Below are 20,957 nucleotides of genomic sequence, written 5' to 3' on the forward strand. Positions count from 1 at the left end.
AACTATTAATCATATTATCATCTACTTCTTGTTATTTATAGCAATTTACAAAAATGTCGCAAACTACGATGTTAAATAATCCTTTTTTAAACGTTAAACCTAAGATAGATAATAGCTCTATCCTTTATTTACTAGTCTATTACGTAAAATAAGGGCATAAAAAAACACAAGTAATAAACTATTACTTGTGTTATATCTATATAAGTTTTTAAACTTCTTAACCTAGTTTCACTAACTTACTATTCTCTTTATCTGCAACTTCTTTTCTTAATGAGCTACTAGAGAAACGGTGATCTCTACTGTTATAGTACAATTCTATTCCTTTCTCTTCACAATACTTACGTCCAGTAAAGTTCTTGTCTTTATACTCATCTCCTAGAATACGTACATCTAATTTAAAAGATCTTAATATATCTTCTAAATCTTGTTCTGTAGCATAAGGTACAATCTCATCTACAAACTTGCACCCTTTAAGTTGGATATATCTCTCAACCACAGATTGAGTAGGTCTATTCTTCTCTGGTCTATCTAATGTAGGGTCTGTCTGTAATCCTACGATTAAATAATCGCATTGACGTTTCGCATCCTCTAACATCTTCACGTGCCCTGCGTGCAATAAATCAAATGCACTAAAAGTTATTCCTATTTTCATACTTTTTATTTTCATTTACTTTGTTTTCTTATAAACTACAACAAATTGCTGTCCACAAATACAAAGCTTATTTTACAATCTTTACTTCTTACTACTATATTCTAGTGTGCAAATTTAATTCTTTTATTCATTTTATGTTAAAATGAGTGTAAAAAAAGATGATAAAAACAAAATATTAAAACATTATTAAGCAACTTATTTTGTATTAATTCTTTTCCTCTTGTTTTATCGCACAATAAAACACATAATATGTGTAGTTTATATAGCTAAGTATGTGCTATTTTTCTACAGCGCACCACAGTTATCTACTCATATTAGTTATTAACATTCGCAAATATACATCCTATGTTTAATACTAAAATCCGGAATTCCGTAAACCTTGCATTTTATTGAGTAAAAAAATAATAAAACGATATTTTTTACAATTTGGATATATAGGTAATTCTTTAAAATCTGAAAAGAGAAGGAAGAAAAAAACTGCAGCATAGAACCATTAGGGAAAAGATTTCATATGCTGCAGGTGGGGAATAATGTTATGAGATAATTCTCTAACACGTGTTTTGCATCGAGCTAGCTAGAATGCAAAACTCTCCGAATTAAATTTTGTTGTTTATGTATTGTAAAAGTAGCTGTAGACATTGAATAATCAATAATACTTTAGTATTAAATATTCGCAAAAATAATATTCACAAATATCTAAAAACAAGCATTTTATAACACACCCCATACTAAAGTATTATATAGATATCCCTATAAAAAAGGCGATTTTTAGAAGCTCCGTTTAAAAAAAACACTATTTGTCATATTTTTACAACCAACCAATATATTATTCTCTATTTTTAATTATTTTTACACTATAATTCGCTGAATAACATAACATGAAGGCTACATTTCGCCACAAACCAATAAATATATTACAAACTCTTATATATACTCTACTGTTATTATGGAGCGGTGTTTCTTGTGCCAATACAAGTGATAGTAACTTTGAAAAAGCTACAAGTGAACTTATATTTTCTCCAATAAACAGCAATTTTAATACACAATACGCTCTAGACAATCAAGGTAACTCTTGGTTAAAAATAACAGTCCCTTCTCACTTATTAGATAAACCGCTAATACTTCAGTTTCCTTCTACACATGTGGACGATTATTGTATTTACGTAAAACAAAAAGATAAGTGGGTTAGAATAATTAAAAACACAGATCTAAATGGTGGTTTAATAGTTCCACAATATCAAGAGAATCACTTTATCACGACTCATTCTATTATTTACTTAAAGTCAAAAAGACCTTATGTTAATAATGGGGATTTTATACTCGTAGAACGAGGAGAATACAGAAGTGTTATTCTTTCTACAATGATTAAACTTGAGGTTTTCTACAGCCTATTTCTAATATCAATTGCTTTAAATTTTGGGTTATACTTTATTTTTAAGGATAAAGTAACACTGATATATTGCCTATTTATCATATCAGTTATTGTTATTTGCTTACTAGAAGATGGTTTGTTCTACTTTTTAAGTGCAGGACAATACAATGAGATGCTAACCCTAGGGATATTAATACCTATTAGCTGCTTAATGTTCTCTCTTTTTGTCTATCTTTTTTCGGATATACAAAGACTTTCAAAAAAATTGAAATACTTATATCTCAGTATATTTATCTTATTTGTCATTCTAGGGATATCGCTATATTTAACTAACAACAGACAATATTTTATCCTTTTAATCAATAGCGCATTACTAACTGCTCTAATCTCTATTATTTTAACCTTAGTCTACTCTAAAAGAGATTTATCTATCCGTATGGTTGCTTACTCATTCAGTATTGTTGCCTTGGCTGCTATAGGTTATTACTTTTCTATCTATCCAGGTAATCAATTGCTTTCGTTTATAGATATGGATAAAATTCGTATAATATTAAGTATTGCTTTTATAGTATCAGGTTATGCAATTTGGATTAAGGTAAAAAGACTAAAAGTAGATCATGAATCTCTTAAAACGGAGTTTGAATCTCTTAAAGCTAATCAAGCACAAACCATATACGAGGATTTAAAACGCAAAGAGAAAGCTCCAAGTTACTACACAGAAGAAAATCCTATAAAAGAACAATCTCTTCAAGACGTGTTAAAAGAGAAGTATCAATGTACTGATCGTGAAATAGAAGTAATTATCTGTATTTGGGAAGGATTATCAAATCAGGAAATTGCAGAAAAGCTGTCAATATCACTAAGCACTACTAAACAGCATGTGAGCAATGCTTATATTAAAATGGAAGTCAAGAATAGAAGTCAAGCGATGATACTAAAGCATACTATTAACACATAATATGCTTTAGTAGGATGTACAAAATAGACATTTTACTCAAAAACAATATAAATATAACATTCTGTTGTTAGCTAATTTTTTTAAATAATTCAAGGTTAGAAACATGTTCTAAAATTTCATACTATAGAGCTTATTTTCTTCTTTTTATTTACTTTTACGCTATAATTCACTTACTAACACAAAATGAAGGCAATATTTAGCCATAAAATACTTAGTAGACTCATTATTTTGATGATTCTACTAAGCACAACTTGTTATAGTCAAACGTCAAATGCTGATTTTACCAAAACCATAGCTAGTTTGAATTTTGTTCCACTAAATGAACACACTCAAACACAATATGCAAAAGATTCTATCGGAGATACTTGGTTAAAAATAACTGTTCCTAATAACTTATTAAACAAACCACTTATATTACAGTTTCCTACAATTCATGTGAGTAATTATAATATTTATGCAAAACAAGAAGGTCTATGGCAGAAAGTAAGTGTAAATACTGATCTAGAAGGAGGAAAGATAAGTCCTCAATATCAAGAGAATCACTTTATCACTGATCATGAGATAATATATTTTAAATCAAAATCTTCATATGTTCATTATGGCGACTTTATACTTGTGGAGCGTGGAGAACATAGAAGTATTATGCTCAATAATATGATCAAAATAGAGGTGTTTTATTGTTTATTTTTACTTTCTATAGTTTTAATTGGTGCCCTATATTCCCTATTTAAAGAAAAAGTAATCTTGATTTACTGCATATATATCATATCTGTATTTCTTATATACTTAATTGAAGATGGGATACTCTATTTCTTAAGTAACAAGCAGTGTAATGAATTACTTATGCTAGCAATACTTATGCCTATTAGCTGTCTACTTTTCTCCTTATTTATATACTACTTTTTAGATATACAAAAACTATCTAAAAAGCTGAAATACTTTTATTCCTTTCAAGTGTTATTATATATTGTATTAGGTACTTTGCTTTATCTCACAAATAATTCACTGTATTTCATCATAATAGTAAATAGTACGTTAGCGTCTACTTTAATCACTTTAGCGCTTGCATTAAAATATTACAATAGAGATAAATCTGTTCGTTTTATTGTCTATTCATTTAGTGTAATAGCACTAACTTCAATGACATATTATCTATCTATATTCCCAGGTCATTATTACCTTTCATTTGTTGATAAAGATAAGATTCGGATAATTTATAGTATAGCATTTACTGTGGCAAGTTACACCCTATGGATTAAAGCTAAAAAACTAAAAGCTGATCATGATGCTCTTAAAACAGAGTTTGAAGCCCTTAAAGCCAATAAAGCACAAAAAATAAAAGAGGATTTAAAACAACAAGAGAGCACTCCTGTTTACCAAATAGCAGATAAATTATCAATCACGCTAAGTACCACCAAACAACATGTGAGCAATGCGTATATCAAACTAGATGTAAAAAGTAGATGCCAGGCTATGATTATCAAAAATGAGATCATTCAACAGAGCTCTTCTACTTACAATAAATAAAAAAAGAGCTACAGAAAGTAGCTCTTTTTTGTACCTATTCTATTCTTAAGAAGTTTCCTTCTTTATCAAAAAGTAATTCTACTTCCTGATTTCCTTTTACTAATTCTATTTGGAATGTATCTCTTTCTTTCTCAATACTTACTATTTTATAAGTAGAGTAATGAGTTTTTACATATGTCATAGCGTTAACTGGCACTACCGTTTCTGGCATAATAGCTGTGTGTTTCACTTCTATTTCTATCCAATTACCTACTTTATCAAACTCTACTTTTACTCCATTAGATAAATATACTTTATACTCATCTCCTTCTCTATCAAGTTCTTTTTTAACTAATACTACCTCTGCACCTGCAAAAGTATCTTTTAAGAACTTTTGAGCTGTTGCAGGTAATTCAGAAGCTACGATTAACACTTCATCTCTATCCATATCTAAATCAAGTCCTACAAACTCTTGTTTAATATTGAATATTAATTCTAATCCATTGCTTAATGTTACTTCATATCCTCTCTTCATATCTCTATCAAGCTCTAGAATAGACATTCCAGGATAGTTCTTATTCACGTAATCTAAAATTGTAGGCACTTCTTGCTTTAGAAACTCAGTAGGAATAGCACTATCATCAGACATCTCTACTTCTGTCCAATTACCAGCTTTATCAAAGTCTATCTCTACTTTATTATCAAGACTAGTAGTATATTCTGTACCATAATAGTTAGGAGTCGTTACTTTAGCTGTATGTCTAAACGACGCATTAGGGAATACTGATCTAAGAAACGTTTTAGAGTTAGTTGGTAGTTGATCTTCACTTATTTGTTCTACATTACTTCCCTTTCCATTATCATCACTACTACATGCTGTAAATCCAACTATAGCCATTAACAATGCTGCTAATACAATCTTACTGTTTTTCATTTTCTTTTCCTTTTTAATTTATTTATTTATCAATTTTTTTAAACTTTCCGTCTTTAGAGAATTCTAGTTCTAACCCATTACTAAGTTTTACCTCATACCTTCTTGCTTCTTTCTCTATTTTAGTTATAGTTGTCTCTTTGTAGTTAGTTGTTACATAAGTAACTATTGGTTTTAAAATAAAACTAGTAGGTATAGCTGATTTGTTACCATCTACTTCATCCCATTCTCCTGATTTGTCAAATTCTACCTCTACATTATCTACAAACTTGACTTTATAAGATGTAGATAAGAAATCCTTATCCTTCTCTATTAAACTAACTTCTTTACCCTTAAAGTGAGTATCAATAAATGTAGAAGCCTTTTTAGGTAGTTCTGTTTTAGTGATGACTACATCTTGTGCCATAGCTGATTGACTATTCATTAATGTTCCTGACATTAATACACTTACTAATAACAATTTTACATTTTTCATAGCATTACTATTTATGGTTTTACATGACAAACTTATAACTAGAATCTGGAAAGAATTGGGAATAAAAAAAGCTACCACATTTTATCATAAAAATGTGGTAGCTTTTTTATAGTTAGTTAAACTTATACCCTGTCCGATAAATAGTAAAACAATGTTTCATATTATCATAATGATACTTAATAGAGATATTGTCTGTAACCTTAATAATAGTCTTAACTAGTGCTAAGCCAAGTCCTGTGGATTGTTCGTTAGTACTACTTCTAAAAAAGCGGTTATAGATTAGGTTCTCGTCTAAAGGTGTATTAAATGCACTCGTATTAGAAATAGTAAAATAATCTTTCGTTATCTCGACTTCTATTTCTCCACTAGGTACATTGTGAATTAATGCATTCTTTAGCAAATTCTGCACTAATGTAATGGATAACCCTTTATCCATATTTACAACAAAAGGTATATCATCCTGCTTGATATTTATACTAACCGATTTATAACTAAATAAATCTTCAAAATCTTCTACTATTTCACCAATAACTTGATTGAAATTGACATCTTGAAAATTGACAAATTGTTTATTTTCTATTTTTGTCAACATTAGAAGAGATTTATTTAATCTAATAAGCCTTCTTAAACTCTGATGAATAGATTGAATTTGAAGCATCTGATTCTCATTCAGTTCATCATCTTCTACTAGAAGCTCTAATTTATTACTGATTATAGCTAATGGAGTTTGAGATTCATGCGCTGCATTAGAAACAAAGGTCTTCTGTTGCTCAAAAGTATCTTCGATAGTAGTAATCATCTTATTAACTTCTTTCTGCAAATCAGTAAACTCCTGAATAGGCGTAACAGTTTCATCAGTCACTACTTTCTTTCCTATTGTATAATACTTAATATTATTAAGTAGTTTATAAAAAGACCTCCACACCTTTCTCAATACAAAATAGTTAATCAAAAAGATACTAATCACTAACATAAAGTATAATACCAAAACAGATATTCCGAAGTCAGCTAGTAAATCATCTGCCTCTATAGTAGAGGTTCGGATCTCTAACTGAAAGTTATCTCCATTCTTATCTTCAAAAGTAGTGCGAAGAGTCCTTACAGGCTCCTCACTGTCATCAAAGTCCATATACAACATCTCTGTACTAAACTCATTCTTTCGAGGATATTCTCCAGGTGGTAATGGACTAATAGAAAATCCGCTAGTACCAAAATATTGGTGATGTATAAAGGCAGGATTTTCATAAGCCTTCTTTATAATCTCACTCTTCGTATTCTTAAGTCCATCATCTATATTATCATAGATCTCTTCTGTCATAAATGCGTAGAAAATAATTACCCACACAGTCAAAACAACTATAATACCTATAGATAAATACTTTAATGTATAATTGTGTAGTTTCATCACTTACTCATTCGTTAATTTGTACCCCATTCCATATACTGACTGTATATTGACATCTGCCTGATGATTCTTTAGCTTTTTACGAAGGTTTTTTACTTGCGAATACACAAAGTCATAACTATCTGCTTCGTCCATATTATCGCCCCATATTTGCTCTGCAATAGAAGATTTAGTCACTAAACGATTAGCATTAACAACAAAGTAATACAAGAGTTCAAATTCTTTATTATTTAAGACCATCGCATGAGAATCTACTAATACAGAACGCTCATCAACAAAAATCTCTATATTATTCCACTTTAAACTCTGAAAACCTTGTTGGTTCTTACGTCTTAAGACAGACTTTATACGAGCCAAAAGTTCAGAGAGATGAAAAGGTTTAATCAAGTAATCATCAGCTCCTAACTCTAACCCTAGCACTTTATCATCTATAGAATCTTTAGCTGAAATAATAATAACTGAATCCTCCTTATTCATACTTTTTAATTCGCGTAGTAAGTCTATTCCACTACCATCAGGAAGCATAATATCTAATAAAATGCAATCGTAATCATATCCTGCTAGTTTATTTATACCTTCTTTAAAAGTACTAGCTTGTTCTACGATATAACATTCCTTTTCTAGTGATTGGGTAATAACCTCACGCAACTCTTTTTCATCTTCTATAACTAATACTTTCATATCTGCTTTTAAATATTATTACAACTTTAAATATACGAGTAATTCAATAAACAGAGACTATCCCTATTTATCTTTATAGCTATCATGAATTGTCATGACTAGATTAGAATAATAAATTCGATTATGTTTAAATATTTTTCTACTTTTAGTAATACTAACCCAAAACTAAGTTACTGATGTTTACTACTGAACGCCTACATATAGAACTTCTATCATTTAAAGACAATTCATTTATCTTAGAACTAGTAAATACGCCTGGCTGGCTAGAGTTTATAGGAAATAGGAATGTATATACCAGCTTAGATGCACAAGAATACATACAGAAGATATTAGATAACAAAGATTATACTTATTGGGTCGTTAAACGCAATGAAGATAATGTCTCTATTGGCCTTATCTCATTAATTAAACGTGATTACCTAGAATATCACGATATTGGCTTTGCATTTTTACCTAGTTACACTAACTTAGGTTATGCTTATGAAGCTACTAACGAAGTCATTAATAATATATCTCAAGATAAGATCTATAAGATATTACTAGCCACTACACTTCCTAGTAATAATAGCTCTATAAAATTACTAAGTAGATTAGGTTTCATCTTTGATAAGACTATTGAGGTAGATGACGAAAATCTGAATTTATACATTAGAAAACTAGATTAAAAGTATAACATAATCTAGTGCATCCTTATCTATAACAAAAAATCCCTTTCCATAATCTTCAACGCAAAAGAACATTTCGTTTATAGACTTTTTATTTAATACAATACTTAGTCAAAAGCAAACGCGTTTAATATCAGGAAAGGGAATAAATCGCATGAAGTACTAAGTCCCCACAATTCCTTCATACGGGAGGCAAAATTATATATTTTTAAAGAAGTTTCTAATACGATAACAAATAATTATTAACTACTTCATCAACATTTCTATTTAACTCACTTTATCACAGTTTTTAACAGAATTAAGCACCTTATTTCCCCTATTAAATGTTTTTTTATTAAAATTAAAAATCACAAATAGTGTATTTAATAAAAAACAAGTTCATGATATTCTATTTTTAATCTTATAAAAAACTCAATTATTCTAAATATTAAGCAATAAATATCTTATAAATCAAAAAAAGGCCTAAGAACAATGTTCTTAGGCCTCTTAAAATATTATTAGTATTAGATTACTTTCTAGTAAATGTTAATACGATGATATCTCCAGAACGCAATACTAACTTCTCATCTACTATATCATAATTAGTAGTAGACTTAAGCGCATCCATAAACTCTCTATCTGCTACCCCATCACAGAACATCATAGTAGAAGCCATTTTATCTCCTAACTTAATTACATTACCTACCTTTACTTCAAAAGAACCATGAATATTATTACATCCATCATTTCCAAAAACTTTGTTCCCTTTTACCTCAAAATTTAAAGTAGGAGTTTTCATTGAAAACAATGCTTTAAAATCTTTACCTGCTGTACTAGGTGTAGTAATAGAGCTTAATACCCACTCTCCATCTAATTGTTTTCTCATATCTACTTTTTTCTCCACTGGAGTTTCAGTAATCTCTCCTGCTGTTTTACAACTAACAACTGACAATGCAAGAACACTTGCAAAAACTAATAACGTCTTTTTCATTCTACTTAATTTTAAATTTATTCTTTGTTAGTAAGGCGTTTTTACAAAAGTAGTACTTCACAACTTATTCTCTAATAAAGAATTCTTAAAACTTGAGATTTTTTATCATTATTTAATAGATTACGCTATTATTACAAATAAAAAAGGAACTATACTTCAGTACAGTTCCTTTTTCTGTTATATCAATCAGAATCTATTAAGAATACATCTTAACTCTTAATTCTTTTACTTTTGGATCATCTAAGTAATCATCAAAAGTCATATATCTATCGATAGCTCCATTAGGAGTTAATTCTAAAATACGTGTTCCTACAGTTTGTGCAAACTCGTGGTCATGCGTAGTTAATAAGATAGTTCCTTTAAAGTTTTTCAACGTGTTGTTGAAAGCTGTAATAGACTCTAAGTCTAAGTGGTTAGTAGGCTCATCAAGCATTAATACGTTAGCTCTCATCATCATCATACGAGACAACATACAACGTACTTTCTCTCCTCCTGATAACACACGTCCAGTCTTTAAAGCTTCTTCTCCAGAGAAAATCATCTTACCTAAGAATCCACGTACATATACCTCATCTCTCTCTTCTTCTGTTTTAGCCCATTGACGTAACCAATCAACTAAAGTTAAATCATTCTCGAAGAACTCATGGTTCTCTACTGGTAAGTAAGATTGAGTAGTAGTAATACCCCATTCAAATTTACCTGAATCAGCTTGTTTCTTATTATTTAAGATTTCGTAGAATGCTGTAGTAGCACGAGAATCTTTAGAGATAACTACTAACTTATCTCCTTTAGCCATATTAAGGTTAATATCTTTAAATAGAACTTCTCCATCAATAGAAGCACTAAGTCCTTCAATATTTAAAATCTGATCTCCTGCCTCTCTATCTGTATCAAAGATAATAGCTGGATATCTTCTAGAAGATGGTTTAATATCATCTAGTTTTAATTTGTCAATCATTTTCTTACGAGAAGTAGCTTGTTTAGATTTTGCTACGTTCGCACTAAAACGACGGATAAACTCTTCTAACTCTGCTTTTTTCTCTTCAGCTTTCTTGTTTTGCTGAGCTCTTTGTTTAGCCGCTAATTGACTTGACTCATACCAGAAAGTATAGTTTCCTGAATAGTGATTAATTTTACCAAAGTCAATATCAGATACGTGTGTACAAACAGCGTCTAAGAAGTGACGGTCGTGAGATACTACTAATACAGTGTTTTCATAATGAGCTAAGAAGTTTTCTAACCAAGCGATTGTCTCAAAATCCAAATCGTTGGTAGGCTCATCCATGATTAATACATCAGGATTACCAAATAAAGCTTGTGCTAATAACACACGTACTTTAAGCTTAGCATCCATCTCTGCCATAGGCGTATAATGGAAGTCTTCTGAAATACCTAAGTTAGACAACATAGTAGCAGCTGATGACTCAGCATTCCACCCGTCCATTTCATCAAATCGGATTTGTAATTCACCTATGCGATCTGCATTCTCGTCTGTATAGTTTAGGTAAAGCTCATCCATCTCTTTCTTAACTGCATACAAATCTTTATTTCCCATCATTACAGTCTCTAGAACTGTATATTCATCAAACATATTGTGGTTCTGATTAAGAACTGACATACGTTTTCCTGGCTCTAAAGATACGTGACCAGATGTTGGGTCTATGTCCCCAGATAATATTTTTAAGAATGTAGATTTACCAGCACCATTAGCACCGATAATCCCGTAGCAGTTACCTTGAGTAAATGTTACGTTAACTTCGTCAAATAAAATTCGCTTACCAAACTGAACTGACAGGTTCGAAACTGTTAACATTGTTGTCTTCTATTTTAAATTGCACGCAAAATTACTAATTTTAAAATTAGAAACACCTATAAATAAACGGAAACCATATATTAGCCTACTTTAACCAATCATTAACAACATAAAACACAGCTAAAACTTAAATTTGCTGTACATGTTCTACAATTACAGAGTTAACTATATAATGCAAAAACTATTACAACACAAGACGTTACTATTACTACTATTACCAGCAATGAGCCTAATTACATCGTGTCAAAAAGAATTTGACCCAAAAGATTACAGTGCTTATTTACAAGGTGAGATTATCAACCCTACTTCTAATTATGTCTTGTTTTGTAAAGATAATGAAGTAATAGATACTTTATTTTTAGACGAAAACAATAAGTTCTACAAAAAATTTGACTCATTAACTCCTGGGATGTATATCTATAAACACAATCCAGAGTTTCAATATGTTTACTTTGATAAAAATGATAGTTTGACCCTTCGTCTAAATTCTAAAGACTTTGATCACTCTATTATATTCTCAGGAAGAGGTGCTGAGAAGAACAACTTCTTAATGAATTTAACGGTAAAGAACATCATGGATGAAACAGAAGGATATAGTGCCTTTGACGTTTCACCTGGAAAATTCTCTAAGAGAATAGACTCTGTACACGCAGCTAGAACTACATATTATTTGCGCAATAAAGCTATTATTAATTGGTCTGAAGACTTTGACTTATATGCAAAGGCTAAATTAGATTTACACTTCTATTCATTAAAAGAGCTGTATCCTACAGCACATTTTGTTAGAACAGATGAAGATGTAAGAAAGAAACTACCTAGTGACTACTATGCCTATAGAAAAAAAATAAACTTTAACGATGATAGATTACTGAAGTATTCTTCTTTTACTAAGTATCTAGCAATTATGCTAAATACCATAGTCAATGAACCAGAAGACGAGATTATTCCAGACAATAAATTTGATAAATACATCGATAAATTAAATATAGTAGACACACTGATTAAAAACCCTAAAGTAAAGAATGCAATCTTTGATAATATTGCTTTCATTTATCTGTTAGAAGATCAGAACTTAAATAATAACGATGTGTTCTTAGAGAGATACTTTGAACTATCTACAGATAAGAATCAACACAACGAAATAATTCAAATCCAACAAGCAATACAAAACTTAAAATATGAGAAAAAACTACCTGAAGTACCTTTAGTAAATGCCAAAAGCGAAAAAGTAAGTATTAACTCTATTATTAATAAGAAAACATTAATGTTCTTCTGGACTAAAAATGGAATGGCTCATGCCGATGCAGCTCACCAACTAGCAGCAGAACTAAAATCAGAAATACCTAATATAGATATTGTCTCGATTTGTATTGACGGAGATCAAGGCGAATGGTTAAATATTATCAAGAAATACCCTGCGAAAGGAATTATAGAACTTCGCTCCGATGACTTTAATCAAATGAAAGATCAGTGGATTATCACTAAAATACAACGCTCTATGATACTAGATAAAGACGGTTCTATCGTTGACCCTTTTATCAATATCTTTGACAAAAACTTTGAAAGTCTTTTAAAATAAGAATAACCATAATAACAGAAAGAGTTCACTATATAGTTGAACTCTTTTTTTGTATCTACTCTTCACTTATATTATCCATTTACTACCCTATTATCTCAATGTAAAGTTATACTCTAAACTCATTACCGGCTTAAATGATCTCAAAAAAAGAATAATTTTAAGAGCATATTCAACTACAGCAAACCATAAAAAAGTATATTACACCAGTTCATTTTTACCAAAATCTACTGCAGAGTAATAATAATTTGTAGTAAACAAAGAAGATTTAACAACCTCTTCTATGACCAAACTCTCTTATTCAGCCCAATAAAATCAATACTTCAAATAAAAAAGACATTTTTTATCAGGGATAAATTACTTGCTATCAAAGCATTGATTTTTTTTCAAAAAAAAGTATTATTTAGCTTTGGAACTTTAAAATAAAAAGCAATATATTTGCAACGTCAAAAACAGTAAGCAATACACTTACCAATAGCGACAGGTTTTAATCCTTTTAGAGATTAAATGGTCCAATAGCTCAGCTGGATAGAGCAACTGCCTTCTAAGCAGTAGGTCTCAGGTTCGAATCCTGATTGGATCACTAAAAGTCCTTGTAAAAGCGAGGACTTTTTTATTTTACACTGTCAATATTATATTGATATTTTAATCCTTTTAGAGATTAAATGGTCCAATAGCTCAGCTGGATAGAGCAACTGCCTTCTAAGCAGTAGGTCTCAGGTTCGAATCCTGATTGGATCACTAAAAAAGCCCTTGTTAATATTAACAAGGGCTTTTTTTATTCTTGAACAATGTCGCTAGATAAACATTTCTAACATCACCATATCTCTTAGCTGCACACCATTCTCCACAATAGGTTCGTCGTAATTCTCTAAAAAGAAATTCTTCTTTATGCCATACTTTACAAAACCATTGCGCTCATAGAATCTTATTTGATCTACTCCACAGTCTGCAGTTCCTACTATTAGATGATTATAGCTAGTATTCCTAGCTATAGATATTATTTCTTTTATTAATACAGATCCTATCCCCTTTCCTTGTAATTCGTTAGAAACAGCGATATTTTTTAACTCCATTGTCTCTTTATCTATTTGATAAAGACAAAAAACAGCCAATTCCTTTTCTTGTTCTTTCAAGACATAAACATCGCTATCATACACATATTTATTAATTGCATTTACAGTTTCGTCTGCTAAAAGTAACAATGAATACGGAAAATGCTCTTTCTCCTTTACTAAATCTAATTTATACTGAGGGTATTTAACTGTAATAGACATATTTTAATTTATAAGATTACCTTATACCTAGACACATAATAACCAAATAAAACAAGTAATTTAAAGTGGTGGAATTACATCGATAATATCTTATCAAGTACAATCTAGGTTTAAGGCAAATATAATACTATAAGAGAACTAAAAGCCTTTCATAGTAAATAAGTAATAAAATAACCGACTGGTTATTAAGAATTCAAGAAATAAAACAAGTACTTCATTAAATGAAGAAAAATAAAGTCACCCCTAATTAGGTAGAAAACTTAGATAGATAAATTGAAACAGCCTACCATACTAGCAATTCCAATCTTTGTCCCCACAATTACCATCTTCGTCTTTAGTGACTTTATAATATACAATGTCAATCAACTAACTATTGTATCTATTCTTCAATGTTATATATTAATCTTCATAACGCTTTTCAAAGTACAATTTGTATATGTGTTTCACATTTACAGAAGCAAATATAAGGTAGTGAATTAGTATTTATTTCATCACTAATCATACTTTAGGAAAGTATGAGTTTAAAACTTCATAAATGTTAAAATTTACTTAACAAAAGTAAACATATCATCCTACAACACCTTAAACAAAGGGTGCTCAAAGTTTAAAATACCTAATCACTATCCATGAGTATATACACTTGCCCTATCCTACTTTTTATCTTACTTTTACTAGAATTAGAGCAATCGTATTTATACATACTTCTGACCTATAAACTGCAATAATTAATTTTACACCATTATTGGATCACCCTAATCTAAAACTAAGACATTATAAACTAGGCTCTAAAGAATGAAGTACATCTATCTGAATTACTTAATATTACTCTTAACATTGATAAGCTGTAACAAATCAACTGAAACTAGTAACTCTATTAATAACCAAAGAATAATAGATCAAGTAGAATCTAACGATAAATCTATACCTGAGAATAAACACCTCCTAGACTCTCTATTTACAGCAATTAAGAACACTACCCCTAGAAGTCCACAGCTTATAGAGATAGCAGCTAAAGCATATAATCTAGAGTTATATGATCAATACTTTATATACTCTAAAGATGTAAATAACATTGCCTTAAAAAACAATGATTCACTATTAGTCGCAAAGTCATATTGGTACATTGGTGATTACTATGATTATAAAATGCGCTTAGATAGCGCATATATCTACTTTGATAGAGCTGATCAAATTTATCAAGGATTAAATTCTAGTGAAGACATTGCTAGAATGCAACAGTATAAATCTATAGTACTATTCAGAGAAGGGTTGTATATAGAAGCCGAAAATAAAGCTTTAGATGCTCTAGAAACTTTAAATCAAAAACCAATAAGTAAATTACTTTACGAGATACACGTAAATTTGGGTAATATATTAGACTTAAACCAACAACCTAGTGAGGCCTTAATATACTATTCTGAAGCTATACATATTTTAGAAGAATTATATAAAAAAGAAATTATTGACGAAGAAGAATTACAGTTATCTAAAGCATCTTGTTATAACAATATTGGCAACTTATACTTAAATCAAAAATCATATCTCAATGCAGAAACCTATTTAAACTACGGTTATAATATTCTACTAGAATTAGATGCCAAACATGAACTATATGCTATACTACTCACTAATCTTGGTACACTATATATGAGTTTAGATAATATTAATAAGTCAGAGAAACTACTTCTAGAGTCTTTTAAACTTAGTAAAGAAATGAGTTATAGTCAAAGTTTAACTGCTAATAACTTCAGGTTAGCTGAATTGTACCTTAAAAAAAACGATACTATTGAGGCTATAAACTACTATAAAAATGCCTATTCTTTATCTAGTAAGACACATGCTAATAATACAATCTTAAAAAGTTTAAAAGCACTAAGCTTAACAGATAAATCCGAATCTATAAAGTATACCAGTCTATACTATACTTTTAATGACAGTATAAACAAGCTTCAAATAAACAAACGAAACAAATTTGCACGTATTAAATATGAAAGTGAAAAACTAGAGAAAAGTATTGTCAAACTTAAAAAAGAAAACTCTCAAATACTTGTAATAGCTATAATAACAGGTCTACTAGCATTAATAACGTTATTCTACATACTGTATCGAAACAAAATAAAAAAATACCAGTACTTACAACAAGATCAAGAGAATAAAGAATTAATCTACAAACTACTACTAGATCAAGAACGAATATCTCAGGAGGTACTGACTAGAGAACGAGAAAGAATTAGTCAAGAGCTACATGATGGTATCATAAACTCTCTATTTATTATCCGATTAAACTTAGGTAATTTAGACAACAATACAATTCTAAACGAAATTGAAAAGGTTCAGAATCAAATACGATTAATTTCTCACGACTTAAAAAACCAAGAATTTTTAAGTCAAGGGTTCTCAGAGATAATTTCTCAGTTAGTAGAAAAGAATAACACCAAACAACAAAAATTTCAGCTCATAATTTCTAAAAATTATAGATGGGACACTATCAGCTACGAATACAAAATCAATATCTATAGAATCCTTCAAGAATCGATTCAAAATGTTATTAAACACTCTCAAGCTAAAAACTGTATTATCTCTATATTTAAAACAGATCAGCACAACAGAATTACTATCACAGATGACGGAACTGGATTTGATTATACAAAACACGCTAATAGCAATGGTCTAAATAATCTTAAAAACAGAGCGAAACTACTAAATGCGGATATAGATATTAAATCGAGTGACAAAGGAACAATAGTTATTATTAACATCCCTATATAAAAAAAGAGGTTATTGCGAATAACCTCTTTTTTATACTAATTGATAATACTATTACTCAACTTAAACTACAAATAATAAGCTGATAATTAGAATCATAACTAATTCAATATATTATTTTTTTCCTTTATCAACATGTTTATCAATATTATCAGCTGCTTCTGACATCTCTTGATTAAAACTTCTTACTTTTAAAGAATCAGTTCCTTTAAAAGATTCACTAGCATTTAAAGACTTAGTATCTTTCTCTAATGGGTCTACACTACAAGAGTAAATACCTAAACTTAAAACAGCTGCTACCAAATAAATAACTTTTCTATTCATTTTTATACTTTTTTATACTTTTTTATACTTTTTTATAATTGTTTATATCTTTTGTATTATCTTTCTCAATATATGATTCAACACTCTTATATTTTATCATATATTCGTTATCTCAAAGGTACTAATGAGCAGTTCATTTGCCTGAATTGAAAAACTTCATAAATGTTAATTTTTATAAATGGAAATAATTTACCACTTCTTAATTATCGATGATCATCCTATGATAATTAATGGCTATAAAACCATTATACAAAGTAAATTCCCCGATGCTGTCTTTCATGAAGCCTCTAATATAGACGATGCCATATCACTAAGCAATAGTGTAAAAAATATTGATTTCTTACTTTTAGACTATAACATTGGAAAACCGTCTAATGACATAGAAAATGGTATTGACTTAGCCAAATACTTAGCTAGTAAATATACCTCACTAAAAACATTAATTATTACAGCACACGAAGAAATAGCGATAGTATACAATATCCATAAAAAAGTACGTCCTAACGCTTTATTAATCAAATCTGACGTAAATGCTGAAGAATTGCTATTTGCGATAGACAACACACTAAAAGGAGAAATATACCGATCTAATAAAGCTCAACAAGCTTTAATATCGATGAACCAAAGAACTATTCTACTACAAGAAGACAATATACAAATACTAATGCTACTAGATAAGGGGTATAAAGTACAGGAGATACCTTCCTTAATACACAAAAGCTTAAGCTCTGTACAGAGAAACATCGTTCTACTAAAAGAAGTGTTTAATGTCTCAGAAAACAATGGACTACTAAGAGAAGCAAAGAAACAAGGCTTTATATAGTAAAAACAACGGCAAGTGTTTAGAGAAACACTTGCCGTTGTTTTGTCTTAATTAGTATTGATAAAATATTTAAAGATTCATATTACCTAAAACTTCAGTTATTTTTCAATATCTGCACAATTCTTACCCATCCTTTGCTATTATAACTAATATTATAGTTCCTGCTATGATTGATAGCATACCCAAAAAAGGTTGGGACGACTACCCTATTATAATTAATGGGAATGATAGGCCTAGTTTATTCAGCTTTTAATATAGCTTCTAAACTAGATATTAACTGTACACAAGCAACCACAATCAATGACTAATCTATTTAATAACTTCTTTCTAATCACATATCGACTCTATAAAAAATGGGATAATATTGATCCTTTTTTCAATACTTGTTTTACAATAGCTGCAATCTGCGGAACAACTATTTATTTACTTAATACTTTATTATACATAGTCACTAGATGGGAACTTTTTCATTACAGACTAGATCGCTTCTTCATTGTGACTGGCATTACTATAGCACTTGTCCTACTTCACTATTATGGAAAAAAAACACATCTTATACAACTATATAATCAAAACAAAAAGGAAAAGATACATCCAGCTTATAAGATTATACTTAGCATAATGTTCTCTACTTGGTTTATTTTAGGATATGTTATCAAAATGAGTCTTACGGGTAATCGATAAAAAAGGGATAAAATAAAAAAAGGAACCACTAAATGTGATTCCTTTTGTCGGGGATGGTACGATTAAAACCATTCCTCATAAATATTTTTACACAAATACATTAAAACTTATTCTAAAATCAAATCACCTTAAACTACTATTCTTTCTTATTTTTAAAAAATTATCTTATTATTGAGGTTTTCTTCCTAAAAAGATAATTGATACTTATATCTTAAAGTTTATTCACGTCTAAATGTTTTTTAACAATTAATTTTACTTGATATTTCATTCTTTACTTATTTTAACTAACCCTTGATCGGTTGCTAGGAAGAGATTATTTTTAGAATCAAATTTCATATCTAATATTCTTGAACTTGGTAAATTTGAGTTTTTATTATGATAATTTTCCCAAGTATCATTAATTAAATCATATCTAGTTAATCCAGCATTTCTAGTAGATATCCAAAGTATCTGTTCATTTTTTTCATACAATACTTCTTCTATAAAATTAACAGGTAATCCTGAATTCTTTATTGTTAATTCTTTTAATGTACCATCCGATGAAAGAACAAATAATCCCGTACTCTCTCCTTTTTTGTGTCTAAAGTCAAATTCAAAAACCGTAAAAAAAATATTACCATTTACATCCTCTGCCATTGAAGTAATACATTTCCCTTTTAAAATCGAGTCTGATTTTTCAAAATTGATTAATTTATTATCATTATCAATTAAAGCAGAACCATCAAATGTTCCTATCCACAACCTTCCTTTAGAATCTCTATTAGCAAAATAAACCCTATCTGAAGGTAGTTCTTTTATTTTATTCTAGTCTATAACTCTATATTTTTTATCCTTATAGATAACTAATCCCTTATTAGAACCAATAAATATTTCGTTACTTTTTGGATTTGTATCAATCTTATAAACATTTGCGTCTTTTGGTAATATCTTATCTTGTCGATTCCAAACTCCATTGTTTATAGTGTACAACATTCCATTTCCATATACCCATACTTCATCTATTTGATTAATAGAAATTTCATAAAATCCAGATTTATTATTATTTTTTAAATCGATATACTCATTTAATTCAAAATTTTTCCCATTAAACACTTGCAATTTAGTATCGGATAGAGTCCAAACCTTGTCATTAGAATCAATATCAATGTGAGCTACATTATTTTTAATTAAACTTGAATTTTTTGTATTCCAAACTTCTATTTTATAGTTTGGCAAATTTACATTCCTATACTGATAATCTTTATTAGTTATTTCTGGATCTGTTGGATGATCAAATGATTCTTCAAATTTTTCAAAGTCAACCCTCTCTATACTTCCATCAATCTTATTATTACTTATTGTAAAAAGCACATTAATAGAAGTTTTAAGTTCTTTTTTACCATCTGTAACTGAAGGGGTCCATTTTGCAAAATTGTTTAGATGCTCTATAATAGTATTAGTAATCTGATTTTTACTTTCATCTGTATGACTTATTACACATCCAGTTCCATTAGGAGCAACTAGAACTTGAAACATTATCTTCCCATCTAAACCTTCTAAATGAAGTTCAGTATTTAATGCTTTTAATAGTTTTGAAAAATCTTTTTCTTTATAACCAGCTCTCTTGTCCCCGCAATCAAGACAAAACTTATCAATTATACAATTCTCAACCTTTACAGGTAAAAGATATTGTGCACTTACACTTGTACTTATAAAAAGTATACTTAGTAAAGAAAGGTACTTCATTTTATGCCTAAACACAACTTTTGAGGGATCAATCCTAAAAGTTGTGTGTGAATTAAAAAGAGTAGATCTTTGTTGATAATAAATAATAATGATGGACAACTATATTGAGTTTGTAAAGATGATCTTACCAGAGTTCTTGGTAGAACATTTTAATTTAATCAAAACAGTAAAACAAGGAGAGACTATGCATCTGTATTTTGAGGAACTAAATATAGTTCCTTCCGAAGCAAAAGACCGTATCCTTATCGCTCATGGCTTCCATAATGAGATAACAATACAAGACTTTCCTTTACGAGGAAATAGTGTTTATTTACACGTAAAACGTCGTCGTTGGTTAGATAAAACAACTCGTGA

Annotated in this window: 18 protein-coding genes and 2 tRNA genes; 9 read left to right on the top strand and 11 right to left on the bottom strand. The window is 29.5% G+C overall.

The window, feature by feature from the left end; all coding sequences use genetic code 11:
• Positions 1-217: 217 nt before the first annotated feature.
• Positions 218-652 carry an adenylyltransferase/cytidyltransferase family protein gene (locus BMX53_RS17840; RefSeq protein WP_038987422.1) on the bottom strand — a complete coding sequence of 145 codons (435 nt, stop codon included), beginning with the start codon at positions 650-652 and terminating at the stop codon, positions 218-220.
• 878 nt (positions 653-1,530) lie between these two features.
• On the opposite strand from BMX53_RS17840, the gene BMX53_RS17845 reads away from it, so the two are divergent.
• Both BMX53_RS17845 and BMX53_RS17850 read left to right on the top strand, forming a co-directional pair.
• Positions 1,531-2,982 (top strand): LuxR C-terminal-related transcriptional regulator, encoded by a 1,452-nt coding sequence (locus BMX53_RS17845; RefSeq protein WP_074748221.1) that lies wholly within the window; start codon positions 1,531-1,533, stop codon positions 2,980-2,982.
• Positions 2,983-3,282: 300 nt separating this feature from the next.
• Positions 3,283-4,509, top strand: a complete 1,227-nt coding sequence (locus tag BMX53_RS17850; RefSeq protein ID WP_244154543.1) for a 7TM diverse intracellular signaling domain-containing protein — start codon at positions 3,283-3,285, stop codon at positions 4,507-4,509.
• Positions 4,510-4,543: 34 nt separating this feature from the next.
• Here the strand turns inward: BMX53_RS17850 and BMX53_RS17855 are convergent, their stop codons facing one another.
• From BMX53_RS17855 to BMX53_RS17870, 4 genes are all read right to left on the bottom strand, one after another.
• The gene (locus BMX53_RS17855; RefSeq protein ID WP_074748223.1) at positions 4,544-5,422 is read right to left on the bottom strand and encodes a PepSY-like domain-containing protein; all 879 of its coding nucleotides are present in this window, start codon (positions 5,420-5,422) and stop codon (positions 4,544-4,546) included.
• A 22-nt stretch (positions 5,423-5,444) separates the two neighbouring features.
• Complete coding sequence (locus BMX53_RS17860) at positions 5,445-5,894, bottom strand: PepSY-like domain-containing protein (RefSeq protein ID WP_074748224.1); 450 nt, start codon at positions 5,892-5,894, stop codon at positions 5,445-5,447.
• A gap of 112 nt (positions 5,895-6,006) precedes the next feature.
• A complete protein-coding gene (locus BMX53_RS17865) occupies positions 6,007-7,299 on the bottom strand; it encodes a sensor histidine kinase (protein WP_074748225.1) in 1,293 nt (430 codons plus the stop codon).
• Between the two features lie 3 nt (positions 7,300-7,302).
• Positions 7,303-7,980, bottom strand: a complete 678-nt coding sequence (locus tag BMX53_RS17870) for a response regulator transcription factor (RefSeq protein WP_074748226.1) — start codon at positions 7,978-7,980, stop codon at positions 7,303-7,305.
• A gap of 176 nt (positions 7,981-8,156) precedes the next feature.
• On the opposite strand from BMX53_RS17870, the gene BMX53_RS17875 reads away from it, so the two are divergent.
• Positions 8,157-8,645, top strand: coding sequence for a GNAT family N-acetyltransferase (locus BMX53_RS17875; protein WP_074748227.1), 489 nt, complete (start codon positions 8,157-8,159; stop codon positions 8,643-8,645).
• Positions 8,646-9,153: 508 nt separating this feature from the next.
• Here BMX53_RS17875 and BMX53_RS17880 read toward each other — a convergent pair.
• Together BMX53_RS17880 and BMX53_RS17885 are read right to left on the bottom strand one after the other, a co-directional pair.
• Positions 9,154-9,615 carry an META domain-containing protein gene (locus BMX53_RS17880; RefSeq protein WP_074748228.1) on the bottom strand — a complete coding sequence of 154 codons (462 nt, stop codon included), beginning with the start codon at positions 9,613-9,615 and terminating at the stop codon, positions 9,154-9,156.
• A 196-nt stretch (positions 9,616-9,811) separates the two neighbouring features.
• Entirely contained in the window at positions 9,812-11,428 is a 1,617-nt protein-coding gene (locus BMX53_RS17885) for an ABC-F family ATP-binding cassette domain-containing protein (protein ID WP_038987419.1), read from the bottom strand.
• A 172-nt stretch (positions 11,429-11,600) separates the two neighbouring features.
• Between BMX53_RS17885 and BMX53_RS17890 the strand changes: the two genes are divergently transcribed.
• The 3 genes from BMX53_RS17890 to BMX53_RS17900 all read left to right on the top strand — a co-directional run bounded on the left by BMX53_RS17890 (position 11,601) and on the right by BMX53_RS17900 (position 13,745).
• The gene (locus BMX53_RS17890; RefSeq protein ID WP_038987423.1) at positions 11,601-13,007 is read left to right on the top strand and encodes a thioredoxin-like domain-containing protein; all 1,407 of its coding nucleotides are present in this window, start codon (positions 11,601-11,603) and stop codon (positions 13,005-13,007) included.
• A 506-nt stretch (positions 13,008-13,513) separates the two neighbouring features.
• Positions 13,514-13,587: transfer RNA gene (locus BMX53_RS17895), tRNA-Arg, on the top strand.
• A gap of 84 nt (positions 13,588-13,671) precedes the next feature.
• Positions 13,672-13,745, top strand: a tRNA-Arg gene (locus tag BMX53_RS17900).
• Between the two features lie 56 nt (positions 13,746-13,801).
• Here BMX53_RS17900 and BMX53_RS17905 read toward each other — a convergent pair.
• A complete protein-coding gene (locus BMX53_RS17905; protein WP_038988368.1) occupies positions 13,802-14,281 on the bottom strand; it encodes a GNAT family N-acetyltransferase in 480 nt (159 codons plus the stop codon).
• Positions 14,282-15,073: 792 nt separating this feature from the next.
• Here BMX53_RS17905 and BMX53_RS17910 point away from each other — a divergent pair.
• Positions 15,074-17,050 (top strand): tetratricopeptide repeat-containing sensor histidine kinase, encoded by a 1,977-nt coding sequence (locus BMX53_RS17910; protein ID WP_083394439.1) that lies wholly within the window; start codon positions 15,074-15,076, stop codon positions 17,048-17,050.
• A 111-nt stretch (positions 17,051-17,161) separates the two neighbouring features.
• Here the strand turns inward: BMX53_RS17910 and BMX53_RS17915 are convergent, their stop codons facing one another.
• A complete protein-coding gene (locus BMX53_RS17915; RefSeq protein WP_063175552.1) occupies positions 17,162-17,371 on the bottom strand; it encodes a hypothetical protein in 210 nt (69 codons plus the stop codon).
• 178 nt (positions 17,372-17,549) lie between these two features.
• Between BMX53_RS17915 and BMX53_RS17920 the strand changes: the two genes are divergently transcribed.
• Positions 17,550-18,194: a response regulator gene (locus BMX53_RS17920; protein WP_063175551.1), complete on the top strand. Its 645-nt coding sequence runs from the start codon at positions 17,550-17,552 to the stop codon at positions 18,192-18,194.
• Positions 18,195-19,142: 948 nt separating this feature from the next.
• Here BMX53_RS17920 and BMX53_RS19350 read toward each other — a convergent pair.
• Together BMX53_RS19350 and BMX53_RS19360 are read right to left on the bottom strand one after the other, a co-directional pair.
• Positions 19,143-19,676, bottom strand: coding sequence for a two-component regulator propeller domain-containing protein (locus BMX53_RS19350; protein ID WP_262491973.1), 534 nt, complete (start codon positions 19,674-19,676; stop codon positions 19,143-19,145).
• 6 nt (positions 19,677-19,682) lie between these two features.
• Positions 19,683-20,603 carry a hypothetical protein gene (locus BMX53_RS19360; protein ID WP_244154544.1) on the bottom strand — a complete coding sequence of 307 codons (921 nt, stop codon included), beginning with the start codon at positions 20,601-20,603 and terminating at the stop codon, positions 19,683-19,685.
• A gap of 91 nt (positions 20,604-20,694) precedes the next feature.
• Between BMX53_RS19360 and BMX53_RS17935 the strand changes: the two genes are divergently transcribed.
• A partial coding sequence (locus BMX53_RS17935; protein WP_143061453.1) for an ISAon1 family transposase N-terminal region protein occupies positions 20,695-20,957 on the top strand: 263 nt, incomplete at its 3' end.

Source organism: Myroides marinus, from assembly GCF_900109075.1.
Lineage (GTDB): Bacteria > Bacteroidota > Bacteroidia > Flavobacteriales > Flavobacteriaceae > Flavobacterium > Flavobacterium marinum_A.